We start from the raw sequence: 14,327 nt of genomic DNA, 5'->3' as shown, positions 1-14,327 counted from the left end.
TTGGAGGCACTGGTGTCAAAGCTCTGGCCGGAGGTGGCCGGACAGATCGGGGACAAGCTGGACGGCGCGGGCGTGGAGGCCGTTGCGGTGGACCGCGCCCGCAGCGCAGTTTACCTCACCCTGCGGGCGCAGACGCCGTTCACCTCTGCAGAGTGCGCCCAGCTGGGCATGCTGCTGCGGGGGCGGTTCGAGGGGTTTTCCGTCTCGGTGCGCAACGCCCTGACCTATGAGGACCTGGACGAGACGGGCGTGCTGGCCCTGGCGGAGGAACTCAAGCAGGAGGGCCTGCCCATCAACGGATTTTTAGAGGGATGCAGCGTGACGGTCGCGGACGGCGCCGTCACCGTGGACGTGCGGCAGGGGGACACGCTGCTCACCCAGATGGGGTTTGCGGAAAAGCTGGCCCTGCGCATCCTCAAATCCACCGGGGTGCGCCCCCAGGTAACGCTGACCTGCTCGCGGCGGCCGGACCCGGTAAAGGTAGAGGCCAAAATGATGGCAAAACAGCCCGCCCCGCAGGCGCCCGCTGCGCGCCGGGGCGAGCCGCGCAGCGTAAAAGCGGAGATCAGCGTGGACGGCCTTGAACTCACGGATGCGCCGCCCAGGCTGGTGAACGGCCGCTCGTTCAAGGTCAACAACGTGGTGCGCATCAAGGATCTGGGGCAGGACAGCGGCAAGGTGACCATTTGGGGGGACGTGTTCTCCAACGAGCTCAAGGGCAGCTTCCGCAAGGTCTACAGCATCGCCCTCACCGACAAGACCTCCTCCATCAACCTGAAGATCCGCGCGGAGCTGGACGAGAACACCGATCGCTGGGACAATATCCGGCCCGGCGATACCCTGATCGTCAAAGGCGTGTGCAACTATGACCGCTATGAGAACGACTATGTCATCACCCCCTTCGACGTGCTCAAGGTGGAGCGGAAAAAGCGGGAGGACCGCGCGCCTGAAAAACGCATCGAGCTGCACCTGCACACCAAGCTCAGCTCCATGGACGCCATGGACGACCCGGGGGACGCGGTGCGGCTGGCCGCGCGGTTCGGCCACCCGGCGATCGCCATCACCGACCACGGCGTGGTACAGGGCTTTCCCGAGGCGATGGCCGCAGCGGACGACGTGAAAAAAAAGAATCCGGATTTTAAACTCATCTACGGCTGCGAAGCGTATTTTGTCGACGACATGGTGGACGTGGTCTATGGCCGGGCGGAGGGGGAGCTGCGGGGCAGCTTTATCTCCTTTGACATCGAGACCACCGGCCTGTCGCCCAAAAACGACCGCATCACCGAGATCGGCGCGGTGCGGATCGAAAACGGCGAGGTCACCGAGGTCTTTAACACCTTTGCCGACCCGGAGATGCCCATCCCTGCCAAGATCACCCAGCTTACCGGCATCACCGACGAGATGGTGCGCGGCGCCCCCAGCCAGGGCGAGGCGGTCAGGGCCTTTCTCGAGTTTGCGGGCGGCCTGCCTCTTCTTGCCCACAACGCCCACGGCTTTGACATCCGCTTCATCCGTGTCGCGGCAAAAAATGCGGGTCTTGTTTTTGACAACGCCTATATCGACACGCTGCCGCTGGCGCAGGCGCTGTACAAGCTGAAGAACTACAAGCTGGACACGGTGGCCAACCATCTGGAACTGCCGCCCTTTAACCATCACCGCGCCAGCGACGATGCAAAGGTGCTGGCGGATATCTTTATCAAAATGATCGACGACCTGGAGTTCAAGGAGATCTTCCGGGTGGAGCAGATCAACACCGGCCTTGGCAGCACGCGCGCTCTCTCCAAAAAGAACTTTCATATGATCCTGCTGGTGAAAAATCAGGTGGGTCTGAAAAACCTCTACAAGCTGGTCTCGTTCGCGCATATCCACCACTTTTTCAAGGTGCCGCGCATCCCGCGCAGCCTGCTCATCCAGTATCGCGAGGGACTGTTGGTGGGCAGCGCCTGTGAGGCGGGAGAGCTTTACAGAGCGATCGTGGAGGGGCGGAGCTACGAGGAGCTGCTGAAAATTGCAAAGTTCTATGACTTTATGGAAGTGCAGCCCGTGGGCAACAACGAGTACATGATCCGCGAGGGCATCGTGTCCAGCGAGGAGGATATCCAGAATTTCAACCGCACGGTGGTGCGGCTGGCAGAGGAGCAGGGAAAGCTCTGTGTGGCCACGGGGGACGTGCATTTTCTGGAACCCGAGGATGCCGCCTACCGGGCTGTGCTGCAGGCGGGCAACGGCTTTAAGGACGCGGACAACCAGGCGCCCCTTTATTTTCGCACCACCGAAGAGATGCTGAAAGAGTTCGCCTATTTCGGCGAAGAAAAGGCCTATGAGCTGGTGGTGTCCAACCCCGGCCGGGTGGCGGACATGATCGACGGGGATATCCGCGCCATCCCGCGGGGCACCTATACGCCGACCATCGAGGGGGCGGACGAGATGCTGCGCACCGCCACGATGGAAAACGCGCGCAGCCGCTATGGGGACCCGCTGCCCGAGATCGTGGAAAAGCGGCTCACGCGTGAATTGGACAGCATCATCAAGCATGGCTTTGCGGTGCTGTACGTCATTGCGGTCAAACTGGTGGCCTATTCCAACGAGCACGGCTATCAGGTGGGCAGCCGGGGCAGCGTCGGCTCCTCCGCGGTGGCCAATTTTTCCGGCATTTCGGAGGTCAACCCCCTGCCGCCCCATTACCTCTGCCCCAAGTGCAGATACAGCGAATTCTTTGACGACGGCTCGGTGGCGGACGGCTTCGACCTGCCGGACAAGAACTGCCCGGTCTGCGGCACCAAGCTGACGATGGACGGGCACGATATCCCGTTTGAGACTTTTTTGGGCTTTGACGGCGACAAAGAGCCGGATATCGACCTGAACTTCTCCGGCGAATACCAGTCGCAGGTACACCGCTATACCGAGGAGCTGTTCGGCAAGGAGTTCGTTTTCAAGGCCGGCACGGTATCGGCGCTCAAGGATAAGACCGCTTATGGCTATGTAAAAAAGTATCTGGACGAGCGGGGCAGAGTGGTCAACCGCGCAGAGGAAAACCGGCTTACGATCGGCTGCACCGGGGTCAAAAAAACCACCGGCCAGCACCCCGGCGGCATGGTGGTGGTGCCCGGCCATCACGAAGTGTATGATTTCTGCCCGATCCAGCACCCGGCGGACGACAAGGACAAGGGCGTGTTCACCACCCATTTCGAGTTCAAATACCTGCACGATACGCTGCTTAAACTGGACGAGCTGGGCCACGATGTGCCGACCCTGTACAAGCACCTGGAGGACATGACCGGTATCCGCATGGACGATGTGCCGATGAACGACCCCAAGGTCATCTCGCTGCTCACTTCCACCGAGGCGCTGGGGATCAAGCCGGAGGATATCGCCAGTGAGACGGGCACGTTCGGCATCCCGGAACTGGGCACCAGCTTTGTGCGGCAGATGCTGATCGAGGCGCAGCCCAAAAGCTTTTCCGACCTGATCCAGATCTCGGGCCTCTCTCACGGCACCGACGTGTGGAACGGCAACGCCCAGGACCTGATCAAAAACGGCACCTGTACCATTTCCGAGGTGATCGGCACCCGCGACAGCATTATGACCTATCTGCTGCACAAGGGGGTGGAGCCCAAGCAGGCGTTCACCATCATGGAGCTGACCCGCAAGGGCAAGGTGGCCAAGGGCGGCTTCCCCGAGGGGGCGGAGGCCATGCTCAAAGAGCACGGCGTGCCCGACTGGTATCTGGACAGCTGCCGCAAGATCAAGTATATGTTCCCCAAAGCGCACGCGGTCGCTTACCTGATCGCCGCGATCCGGCTGATGTGGTTCAAGGTTTATCATCCGCTGGAATTCTACGCCACCTATTTCACGGTGCGGGGCGAGGATATCGATTACGAAGCGGCGGTGGGCGGCAAGCGCATCGCCACCAAAAAACTGAAAGAGGTCACCGCCCGCCTCAAAGAAAACAAAAACGCCAAGGACGAGGATATCCTCACCAGCCTGCAGATCGTCAGCGAGATGCTGGCCCGCGGCTACGAGTTCTTGCCCATCGAGCTGGGCAGGTCGGAGGCAAAGCGGTATATGGTGGAGGACGGCAAAATAAGGCTGCCTTTCCTCTCCATGAAAGGCATCGGCGAGTCTGCGGCCATCGCCATGGAGGAGGCCTGCAGGCAGAACGAGAGCTTTTTGTCGGTGGATGAATTCCAATCCATTTCAGGGGTGTCCTCGTCGGTCATTGAATCGCTGGACGCGGCGGGCGTCTTTCAAAATCTGCCCAAGAGCAGCCAGATCAGTCTTTTCGGCTGAGAAAGCGCGGCAAAGGGCGGGGCCGCCCGAGAAGCCCCGGCCCGGCTATCTGCAGGGCGGCCTGTGAGCGGGGATGAAAGTCACATTTTCCGTCACAGATAACGGTTTTTCTGGGTTTGCATGAAGCTGTGACTCTGTGTTATGATAGTGTCATAGGTTGATCCTTACTTGCGGCTTGCCGCGAAGTTGAGTAGGAGAAAGAGAGGAAACGACATGAAAAAAATCAAAATTGCCGCCCTGGTCTGCTGCCTGATGATGCTGACCGGCCTGTTCGCTGCCTGCGGCAATGATTCGTCCCTGTCCGAGCCTGTCAGTTCCGACGTCAGCTCATCCCTGGCTGCCACTCCGGCGCCCACCGAGGAGCCGAAAGAGGAGACCAAGACCGCTTTCTTTGACGCGCACATCGTCAGCGCCGAGCTGCTGGACGAATACGACGGCAAGACCCCCACTGAGGGCGGTGTTTTTCTGAAAGTGGTGATCAGCGTCACCAATACGATGGAAGAGAATATCTGGATGTTGGACGAAGATTTCCAGATCAAATGGAGCGAGGGCGCCGGTGCAGTGCCGATGGAGGCGTTCAACGACGAGATGGTCCCCCTCGAATACGAGCTGGAGCCGAAAGAAGAGGCTGCTTATACCTATCTTTATGAGGTCCCGGCAGGCAGCGAGGAGTTTTCCATCGTGTTTATAGAAAAGTTCGAGGACGAAACTCTGGGCGATACCTACTATATTCCGGTGGAACTCGACTGAGAAAACACTTTTTAGAGCGGCGCCCGCGCGTCCCGGCTCTGCCGGGGCGCGTTTTTGTTTCTTTTCTTCCGCCCGCGGAGAATATGGCTTTACAAATCCTCCCCCAGCGGCTATGATTAGAGCAGAAGGACGACCATCCGGCGCGCAGCGCCGCTGTTCGTGCAAAACAGGCGGGCGACCGTCTGGAATAACAACCTTCAAGGAGGAAGACCAATGTCTTTGCAATACCATCTGAAAATTCAGGAAGGCGACGTGGCGCCCTATGTCCTGCTGCCGGGCGACCCCAAGCGGGTGCCCATTGTCGCAAGTTTCTGGGATGAGGCCCATTTTGTGGCCGACAACCGTGAGCATGTCACCTATACCGGCGTTTATAAAGGGGTGCCCATCTCCTGCACCAGCACCGGCATGGGCTGCCCCTCCACCGCTATCGCCATGGAAGAGCTGGCCCGCTGCGGCGTCAAGAATTTTATCCGCATCGGCACCTGCGGTACTTTTCAGGATTACGTCAAAAAAGGCGATATCCAGATTTTCGACTCCGCCTGCCGGTATGACGGCACTTCTTACCACTATGCGCCGGGGCCTTTCCCCGCAGTGGCGGATCACGAGGTGATCGAGGCCTGCATCGCGGCGGCCAAGGGCATGAACAAGCCCTACCACGTGGGCACCACCCGCACGCAGGACACGTTCTACGCCAATTATCCCGACCCGGGCAGTTCTTTCAACGGTTTCTGGCAGTCCCGCTGGAAGGAGTTCTATCCTGACCTCAAGCGCCTGAACGTCATGGGCGGCGAGATGGAGACCAGCATCGTGCTGGTGCTCACCCGCATCTGGGGCCTGCGCGGCGGCGCCATGGCCGTCACCCTGGACAATATCATCGAATCGCAGGAGGATGAGCAGGGCGGCCGCGAGTACGAGCCCGAAAAGGCGCTGGACCACAGCGAGGACAACATCAAGACCCTGTCCCTGCTGGGCTGCGAAGCCATCAAAAAACTGTACGAGCTGGATCAGGCCGCAAAGGGCTGATCTGCGCGTTATCTTGGTCGTTTTACATCCGGCCCCCGCGGGGGCCGGATTTTTTTATGGGCAGCGTCGGTCGGTCCCCCATTTTGCCGCCCGCGCGGCGCACAAGCAGACAGCTGAAAAAAGCAGCCGGATGCGGCTGCTTTTTATTATTAAAAGAAATAAAGCGCAGAGACAAAGCCCCCCGCCTCGTGACAGCTAAAACTGCCGCGGGGCGGGGGGCTTTGCTGCAGATCAGGGCAAAAGGCCTGCGGCGATCATTTGATTTCCGGTTCCAGTGTGTCGAATAAGGGGGTGCTGAAAAACTGGCCCAGGGTGATCTCCAGCCCGTCGCATATCTTTTTGATGGTTGCCACCTCCGGGCTTTTGCTTTTCACCCCCAAAATGCTGTAAATGGTGGAACGGTCCATGCCGCACAGATAGGCAAGGCTGCTCGCATTCAGCCGCCTTTCAGCGCAGAGCTCCCTGATCCGGCAGGCGGTCGCTTCTTTCAGATTCATATGAATGCCTCCCGTTTTTGTTTTGTGCATGATTTGTACGATATGTCCAACATATTGTAACAAGTGTACAAATTTGCTTTGAGGGACTTGTCCCACAAAGTAAAATGTGATAATGTGGGATATATCCCACAAACGTTTTTTAACCAGTTGCTCCCTGCGCCGTTGCGGCGGGGGGGAGCGGAAAGAGCAGCCGCTCCGTTTCTCCTTCGTTTTTGCAGCGGGCCGGCGGCCCGCCGCAAGAGGTCCCAAGCTTACGGAAAAACGGGGCTGCGGCCTTTCTCTAAAAAAAGGGACAAGAACGGATTGGGGACGGTTCTTTCAGGCTGCGGCGGTACATATATCTTGTACTGCAAAGGAAAATATCCGCCGCAGCGCCCAAGATACGCCCGTCTGCGGCGGCGAAGGAACGCCTCAGCGCGGAGCGCCGGGCTTTAAAGGGGGACAAGTCGAAACGCCCCGTCCCATGCCGCCGCACAGGGAAAAGACGACCCGGCGGGTCATGATCCGGTACGCGGGCCCTCCTGCGCTTTGCAGGGGGAGCCGTAAAATAAAAAAAAGGAAAGAGAGGCACTAAAAAATGAAGAAAGTTTTATCACTGATCCTGGCGCTGGCAATGGCTGCCAGCCTGGCCGCCTGCGGGGGCGGAGGCAGTTCTTCGGCGGCCCCGGCCAGCCAGTCCGGCGCGGGCACCTCCCAGCCTGCATCCCAGGCGTCCGGCGAGCAGCCCAAATCGGCCTGCTACATCACCCAGTACGGCCTGAGCGCACCGTTCACCGCCATGTGCTGGGAGGGCGTCTCCTCGCTGGAGGAGGAGGGCTGGAAAGTGAAATGCATGGAAGTCGCCGAGACCACCGAGTTCCCCGACCAGATCCGGGCCATGGCGGCTGAGGGATATTCGGTCATCGTCACCGAGTTCGACGCGCTGGCCGAGGTGGCTGTGCAGCTCTCGAAAGAGCTGGAGGAACAGTATCCCGACCTGCAGATCTTCCTGAACGACTCGTACGTGGACTCTTCCAGCACCAATAACTGCGCCAATATCATCTGCGACCCGTGGGAGTCCTCGTTCGTGGCGGGCTTCGTGGCGGCCATGACCACGGAAAAAGACGTGGTGGGCTGGATCGGCCACACGGACAGCCCCACCCAGGACCGTTTCCGCTACGGCTATGAGGCGGGTGTCAAATATGCCGGCAACGGCAAGGAGGTCGTGGTCGCCTATACCGGCGATTCCAACGACTCGGTCAAGGGGCAGGAGGCCGCCAAGGCCATGATCGCCAACTACGGCGTGGACACCATCTACCAGGCGGCCAACACCTCCGGCCTGGGCGTTATCCTGGAGTGCAAAGAGGCCGGCATCCACTGCATCGGCGTGGATATGTGGCAGGGCGGCGAATACGGCCAGGAGACCGTGTTCTGGAGCGCGCTGAAGCCCATCAACGACGCCATCAACGAGTGCGTGCGCGCCGCGCAGGCCGGCGAGTGGGAGGGCAATATGTTCTATTACGATCTTGCCCACGGCGCCAAGGTTTATGACCAGCGCGACTTCGACCTGCTCGATAAGGATCTGCAGCAGAAAGTGCTTGACCTGACCGAAGAGATCGCGGCGGGGAACGTCGACGTCTATGAGGGCTACGACGACTATCGCTATCAGGCGTAAGGGCGCAGGGGGCGAAGCCGGATTCTGTGCAAATGGGGCGAAAGTATAAATTTCGCCCCATTTTTAAAGAGAAAACGGCGTCCCGGCCCGCTGCCGCCTGGGCGGCCGCAGGCCGGGACACGCTGAGCCCCCGGTTTTGCTTCGCAGGGAAAGGACGGAGCTGTGAATGGAGAATGAAAGACAGGACTATGTGCTCGAGACCCGCAATATCTGCAAGAATTACGCGCTTCTGAAAGCGAACGACCACATTTCGCTGAAAGTGCGCCGCAACACCATCCACGCCATCGTGGGTGAAAACGGCGCGGGAAAGAGCACGCTGATGGGGATCCTGACCAACGTCGTGAAGCCCGATATGGGGGACATCATCCTGGACGGGGAGAAGATGAACTTCAAAAACCCTATGGATGCGGCCCATCACGGCATCGGCATGATCTATCAGGAATTTATGCTGGCGCCTCGTTTCACGGTGTTTGAAAACATCATCGTGGGTTTTGAGGAGAAAAAGGGCGTCTTTGTGGACCGCAAAAAATGCCGCGAAAGGGTGGAAGCCATCTGCGAGCGCTACCACTTTGCGCTGCCGCTGGACGAACTGATCGACGAGCTGCCGGTGTCGGTGCTGCAGCAGATCGAGATCGTCAAGGTGCTTTACCGGGGCGCGGATCTGATCATCATGGATGAGCCCACCTCCACGCTGACCCCGCAGGGGATCGAGGGGCTGTTTGACGCCATGCGGGTGCTGAAAGAATCGGGCAAGACCATTCTTTTTATCACGCACAAGCTGGGAGAAGTCTTTCGGGTCAGCGACGAGATCTCGGTGCTGCGGGACGGCAAGCTGGTGGGCACCTATCAGCCGCAGGAAGTGGACCAGCAGAAGCTGGCAAACCTGATGGTGGGCCGCGAGGTGATCCTGCAGGCCCACAAGCTGCCCGTCAGCGCGGGCCAGCCGGTGCTGGAGGTAAAAGATCTGCGGGTGCGCGACGCGGATGGGATCGAGCGGGTGAAGGACGCGAATTTTGAGATCCGGGCAGGGGAGATCGTCGGCATCGCCGGCGTGGCCGGCTCGGGCCAGCAGCATCTGGTGGAGGCCCTGTTCGGCCTGGCAAAGCCGGAGGCGGGCAGCGTGATCCGCTATCTCGGCGATGAGGTGACCGGAAAATCGCCCCGCGCCCACCGGGCGGACCGGGTGGGCTATGTACCCCAGGACCGCATCGGCATGGGCTGCAACGTGGCGGCCAGCATCTGGGAAAACGCCATTATGGGCTATCACCGGGCCACCGGCTTTCACCCCAAATGGCTGATCCCGCGCAGGCAGGCGCAGGAATTCACCAGCCGGGTGGTGCGGGACTTTGACGTGAAAGTCCAAAACCTGGAAAACCATATCGGTTCGCTCTCGGGCGGAAACATCCAAAAGCTGATCGTGGGCCGCGAGTTTTCTCAAAACAACCGGCTCCTGCTCATCGAAGACCCCACCCGCGGCATCGATGTGGGGGCGATCGAGTACATCTGGGAAAAGCTGATCCGGTTTGCATCCGAGGGCGCCGCGGTGCTGCTGGTAAGCCATGACCTGAACGAGGTGATGCAGCTGTCCGACCGGATACTGGTCATGTACGACGGGCGGCTGCGGGACGGCGGCGGGCACGGGGAGCTCACCGAAGAACAGATCGGACTGCTGATGATGGGCGGTGAAGTGGGATGAAAAAACTGAGGTTTACACTGAGTGAGGACGGCAAGATCAGCCTGATGAAATACGGCCTGTCGCTGGTCGCGACGCTGGCGGTGGGGGCTGTTATGATCCTGCTGCAGGGCGAAAACCCCGCCGCCGCGTTTGTGGAGATCTTCCGCGGCGCGTTCGGCTCCCGGGCGGCGATCGGCAACACCCTGCACTGGGCGGTGCCCTGCATGCTGGTGGGGTCGGCGGCGCTGGTGGCTTTCAAATCCGGCGTCATGAACCTGGGGCTGGAGGGCCAGCTGTATCTGGGCGGCTTTGTGGCCGGTTGCGCGGGCTATATGGTCTCGCTGCCTCCGGTGCTGCACCCGCTGTTCTGCCTGCTGGCCGGCGGCCTGGCCGGCATGCTCTGGGCCATGCTGCCCGCTTTTCTCAAACTGCTGTTCAAGGTGGACGAGGTCATCACCACGCTGCTGCTGAACTATGTCGCGATCTTTTTCACCGAGCTGCTCACTTTGCTGGTGATCTCGGGCGCAAAGGCGCTGGGCACCAACAGCATCATGACCCCGCTCATCCACGACAGCGCCAAGCTCACCCCGCTCATCCCGGGCACGTCGGCCACCACGGGCATCTTTGTGGCCGTGGCGGTGGTGCTGTGCGTCTATCTGCTCTACAGGTACACGCTGACCGGCTACGAGCTCAAGCAGGTGGGCGAAAACCTGAAGTTTGCCCGGGTGGGCGGCGTCAACGCCAACAAGATGTTCATCATTATCTTCCTGGTGTCCGGCTTTATCGCGGGCCTGTGCGGCTCCGCCGAGACCATCGGGGTCAACAACCGCTTTATCTCCCGCTTCAGCTCCAACCTGGGCTGGGACGGCGTCATGATCACCCGCGTGGCCTCCAACAGCCCTCTGGGCGTGCTGGTGGTCTCCCTGATCTGGGCGGCCTTTAAGGCGGGCGCGCTGCACATGGAGCGCACCACCACGCTCAACCGCTATATCATCAATCTGCTGCAGGCGCTGTTCGTGCTGTTTATCTCGATCGATTACGGCATGCTCTACCGCAAATATCTTGGCTGGCGGGCGCGTAAAAAAATGGTGGAAGAGGAGGCGCGGAAGCTTGAAAACTGATTTTCATCTCTTTGAAACACGCACAGGACGGCGCTGCGTCCCCAGCCCGGGCGGCCGGGCGGGCAGGCGGGGGCCGCTTGCCCGCGGGGCCCGGGTCCCTGCGAAAGGAGGAGTATAAAAAATGGAATACATTCAGGCCATGTACTCCACCATCACCCTCAGCGCGACTTTCCGCCTGAGCGCCCCCCTGCTGCTGGGGCTGGCCGGTTACTGCTTTTCCAACAAGGCGGGCATCATGAACATCGCGCTGGAAAGCTTTATGATGATCTCGGCTTTCTTCGCCCTGCTGGGCAGTTATCTGTTCCACAGCGCTTTTATCGGCGCGCTGTTCGGGGTGGTCGCAGGCACGGTGCTGTCGTTTCTGTACGGGGTGCTGGTATTTCACGCCGGGGCGAACGGTCTGATCACCGGCGTGGGCTTCAACCTGAGCGGCTGGGGCCTGACCACCATGCTGCTGGTGGCGATCTTCCACACCCGCGGCGCGACCAATGTGGGCGCGGTCAGCTTTTCTCCCATCGACGTGCCCATCCTGCGGGACATCCCGTATCTTGGCAAAATTTTCAATCAGCAGACCATCCTGGTCTATCTGGGGCCGCTGCTGATGCTCATCGCCTGGGTCGTGATGTACAAGACCCCCTTTGGCGTGCGCATCCGCGCGGTGGGGCTCAACCGGCGGGCCGCCGAGACGGCGGGGGTGAGCGTGATGAAATATTCCTGGATCGCCATGCTGCTCTCCGGGGCCTGCATGGGCCTGTCCGGCACCTTTATCTCGCTCAATTCGCTGGCCATGTTCTCAGAAAACATGACGGGCGGGCGCGGCTTTATGGTGCTGGCCTCGGCGATGGTGGCGGGGGGCAATCCGCTCAAGGCGATGCTCTGCGGCTTTATCTTTGCTTACTGCGACGCGCTGACCCTGACCTGGTCCGGCTTCGATGTCTACAGCCAGGTCATCAGCATGCTGCCCTATCTGGCCGTGCTGCTGGTCCTGTTCCTCACCCACCTGAAGAACATCAAAAGCTTTGGGCGTTTTGAGGCGTCGTGAGCGGGGCCCCGCGGGGCTTGAAAAAACGGCAGCCCGGCGCTGCGGGGACGGAGTTTTCCGCGCGCCGGATGCAGGGCGGTATTTTGCCGCAAAAGCGGCAAGGGCGCGGCGTTTCCGGGAGGAGGGCCCGCGCCTGCGCTGCGGCGGGGCAAAAATATCAATATGTCACTATTTAGGAGGTTAAGGCATGACTGTACGGCAATCTAAAATCCTCGGCGGGCTGCTTGCGGCCGCCGTGGGGGACGCGATGGGCGCGGCGACCGAGATCCGCACCACGGGCATGATCAAAGAGCGGTTCGGCGGTTACGTCACCGACATTGTGCAGCCGCCGGAGGACACCTGGGCCCACTGGGCCAAAGCGGGCATGGTGACCGACGATTTTTCCGTCTCGTATTTTTCCGCCGAGGACATTCTAAAAAACGGCGGCGTGGTGACCGAAGAGGTCGCGGCGCAGGCGGTGATCCGGTGGAGCGAACACCCGCTGTATTCCCAGTGCGCGGGCCCGACCACCCGCGCCGCCATCGCCAAGATCAGGGGGATCCCGCTGCCGCCCGACAAGCACGACCGGCTGCTGTGCCACAACAGCCGCGCCTCCAACGGCGCGCCGATGAAGGTGGGCTGCGTGGGCCTGTTCGACGCCGGCGACGTGGACAAAGCCGTCGACGACGCTTTGGTGATGTGCCGGGTGACCCACGACAACACCATCGCCCTGTCGGGCGCCGCCGCCATCGCCGCCGCCACGGCGCGGGCGATGGACAGCCGCGTGAGCTATTTTGAGGTCATCCAGGCCGGCCTTTACGGCGCAGCCGAGGGGTTTAAGCGGGCTGAAAAGTTTGCCCGCCCGGTCGCCGGGGCCAGCGTGGAAAAACGCATCTGCCGCGCGGTGGAGATCGGCCTGCGGTATCAGGGCGATTTTGAAAAAGCCATGACGGTGATCTCAGAGGAGATCGGCGGCGGGCTGCCGGCCAACGAGGCCGTGCCGGCGGCGTTCGGCTACATCGCCGCCACCGCGGGCGACGTCATGCAGACGATCCACATGGCGGTCAACGCCGGGGACGACACCGACACCGTGGCCTGTATGGCGGGTTATATCGTGGGCGCGCTGTGCGGGGTGGAACGCATCCCCGCCCGGTACCTGCAGATGATCGAAAAGATGAATGATTTTGAGCTGCAGAAACTCGCGCTCGGCATCGACGCGCTGCTGAAGTAGGGAGGAATGAGAAGATGACGACAAAGTATGACCGGATCATGGGCGCCTTCCTGGGCTGTGCGATCGGGGATGCCATGGGCGCCCCCACCGAGACGCGGCCCATCGCGCTGATCAAGGAGCATGTGGGGGGCGGGGACTATGTGCGGGATTATTGCCTGCCGCTGCCCGACACCCTCAGCGCGGGCCAGCCCAAAGGCCAGTTTACCGACGATTTTTCAGTCAGCTATCTCAGCGCCCGCGCCTTTGCCCGTGCCGGGGGGATCACCCGCCAGGCGGCCACCGACGCGCTCATTGAGTGGTCGTCCTACGACCGCTATTACATCAACCATTCCGGCCCCACCAGCAAGCGCGCCATTGCCCTGTGCAAGGGGGAGCCGGTGGACGATGCACAGGATTATGCCTGCTGCCGCAACGCCTGGGCCACCAACGGGGCGGGCATGAAAGCATGGGTCGCAGGCGTTTTCAACAGCGGCAATCTCGACAAGGCCATCGACGACGCTATCCTCATGTGTCAGGTCTCCCACGACAACCCGGTGGCGCTGTCCGCGGCCTGCGCGGTGGCGGCCGGCGTGGCGGCCGGCATGGCGCAGAATTCCACTGTGGCGGATGTGGTGAAAGCGGGCCTGTACGGAGCGCGGGAGGGCTATGCCCGCTCCTGGCGGTTCGCGCGCTCCTCTGCGGGCGCCAGCGTCGAGCAGCGCATCCGCATGGCCGTGACCATCGGCACCTGCTATGCGCACGACTTTGACCGGCTGCTGCAGGAGATGACCGACATTGTGGGCACAGGCCTCAACGCCAACGAGGCCATCCCCGCCGCGTTCGGCTTCTTTGTGGCGGCGCAGGGCAGGGTGATGGACGGCGTCTATATGGGCGTGAACTGCGGCAACGACACCGACACGGTGGCCGCCATCACCGGCGCGCTCTGCGGGGCTTTTTCCGGGGCGGGCGAGATCCCGCCGCAGCACCTGCCGTTTCTGAGCGAGGTCAATGATATGGATATCCGTCAGGCGGTGGAAGAGGTCGACCGGGTCACCGGCTGAACCCGAGCAAACTTCGAAAAGAGGA

Annotated in this window: 10 protein-coding genes; 9 read left to right on the top strand and 1 reads right to left on the bottom strand. The window is 61.0% G+C overall.

Annotated elements, in window-relative coordinates:
- The 3 genes from H8S23_RS00800 (at position 1) to H8S23_RS00790 (ending at position 6,063) form a co-directional block, all read left to right on the top strand.
- Entirely contained in the window at positions 1-4,290 is a 4,290-nt protein-coding gene (locus H8S23_RS00800; protein ID WP_341479871.1) for a PolC-type DNA polymerase III, read from the top strand.
- Between the two features lie 213 nt (positions 4,291-4,503).
- Positions 4,504-5,040 (top strand): hypothetical protein, encoded by a 537-nt coding sequence (locus tag H8S23_RS00795; RefSeq protein ID WP_186886417.1) that lies wholly within the window; start codon positions 4,504-4,506, stop codon positions 5,038-5,040.
- Between the two features lie 213 nt (positions 5,041-5,253).
- Positions 5,254-6,063 (top strand): nucleoside phosphorylase, encoded by an 810-nt coding sequence (locus H8S23_RS00790; RefSeq protein WP_186886416.1) that lies wholly within the window; start codon positions 5,254-5,256, stop codon positions 6,061-6,063.
- A gap of 254 nt (positions 6,064-6,317) precedes the next feature.
- Here the strand turns inward: H8S23_RS00790 and H8S23_RS00785 are convergent, their stop codons facing one another.
- Positions 6,318-6,560 carry a helix-turn-helix domain-containing protein gene (locus H8S23_RS00785; protein WP_186886415.1) on the bottom strand — a complete coding sequence of 81 codons (243 nt, stop codon included), beginning with the start codon at positions 6,558-6,560 and terminating at the stop codon, positions 6,318-6,320.
- A gap of 577 nt (positions 6,561-7,137) precedes the next feature.
- On the opposite strand from H8S23_RS00785, the gene H8S23_RS00780 reads away from it, so the two are divergent.
- The 6 genes from H8S23_RS00780 (at position 7,138) to H8S23_RS00755 (ending at position 14,302) form a co-directional block, all read left to right on the top strand.
- Entirely contained in the window at positions 7,138-8,214 is a 1,077-nt protein-coding gene (locus H8S23_RS00780) for a BMP family ABC transporter substrate-binding protein (RefSeq protein WP_186886414.1), read from the top strand.
- Positions 8,215-8,380: 166 nt separating this feature from the next.
- Positions 8,381-9,910 carry an ABC transporter ATP-binding protein gene (locus tag H8S23_RS00775; protein ID WP_186886413.1) on the top strand — a complete coding sequence of 510 codons (1,530 nt, stop codon included), beginning with the start codon at positions 8,381-8,383 and terminating at the stop codon, positions 9,908-9,910.
- On the top strand, positions 9,907-11,010 hold the full coding sequence (locus H8S23_RS00770; protein WP_186886412.1) for an ABC transporter permease: 1,104 nt from the start codon (positions 9,907-9,909) through the stop codon (positions 11,008-11,010). Before H8S23_RS00775 ends, H8S23_RS00770 begins: the two co-directional genes overlap by 4 nt.
- A gap of 121 nt (positions 11,011-11,131) precedes the next feature.
- Positions 11,132-12,052 (top strand): ABC transporter permease, encoded by a 921-nt coding sequence (locus H8S23_RS00765; protein WP_186886411.1) that lies wholly within the window; start codon positions 11,132-11,134, stop codon positions 12,050-12,052.
- A 187-nt stretch (positions 12,053-12,239) separates the two neighbouring features.
- Entirely contained in the window at positions 12,240-13,262 is a 1,023-nt protein-coding gene (locus H8S23_RS00760) for an ADP-ribosylglycohydrolase family protein (protein WP_186886410.1), read from the top strand.
- A 14-nt stretch (positions 13,263-13,276) separates the two neighbouring features.
- Positions 13,277-14,302 carry an ADP-ribosylglycohydrolase family protein gene (locus H8S23_RS00755; RefSeq protein ID WP_186886409.1) on the top strand — a complete coding sequence of 342 codons (1,026 nt, stop codon included), beginning with the start codon at positions 13,277-13,279 and terminating at the stop codon, positions 14,300-14,302.
- Positions 14,303-14,327: the final 25 nt, after the last annotated feature.

Source organism: Anaerofilum hominis, from assembly GCF_014287275.1.
Taxonomy (GTDB): Bacteria; Bacillota; Clostridia; order Oscillospirales; family Ruminococcaceae; genus Pygmaiobacter; species Pygmaiobacter hominis.
The sequence above is the reverse complement of the archived record's forward strand: the minus strand, read 5'-3'. Positions and strand labels throughout refer to the sequence as shown.

What these genes read in the sequence shown, in the direction of transcription:
- H8S23_RS00765 (WP_186886411.1), top strand. Translation starts at nt 11,132, where the DNA reads ATGGAATACATTCAGGCCATGTACTCCACCATCACCCTCAGCGCGACT.
- H8S23_RS00755 (WP_186886409.1), top strand. Translation starts at nt 13,277, where the DNA reads ATGACGACAAAGTATGACCGGATCATGGGCGCCTTCCTGGGCTGTGCG.
- H8S23_RS00760 (WP_186886410.1), top strand. Translation starts at nt 12,240, where the DNA reads ATGACTGTACGGCAATCTAAAATCCTCGGCGGGCTGCTTGCGGCCGCC.
- H8S23_RS00780 (WP_186886414.1), top strand. Translation starts at nt 7,138, where the DNA reads ATGAAGAAAGTTTTATCACTGATCCTGGCGCTGGCAATGGCTGCCAGC.
- H8S23_RS00795 (WP_186886417.1), top strand. Translation starts at nt 4,504, where the DNA reads ATGAAAAAAATCAAAATTGCCGCCCTGGTCTGCTGCCTGATGATGCTG.
- H8S23_RS00775 (WP_186886413.1), top strand. Translation starts at nt 8,381, where the DNA reads ATGGAGAATGAAAGACAGGACTATGTGCTCGAGACCCGCAATATCTGC.
- H8S23_RS00790 (WP_186886416.1), top strand. Translation starts at nt 5,254, where the DNA reads ATGTCTTTGCAATACCATCTGAAAATTCAGGAAGGCGACGTGGCGCCC.
- H8S23_RS00785 (WP_186886415.1), bottom strand. Translation starts at nt 6,560, where the DNA reads ATGAATCTGAAAGAAGCGACCGCCTGCCGGATCAGGGAGCTCTGCGCT.
- H8S23_RS00770 (WP_186886412.1), top strand. Translation starts at nt 9,907, where the DNA reads ATGAAAAAACTGAGGTTTACACTGAGTGAGGACGGCAAGATCAGCCTG.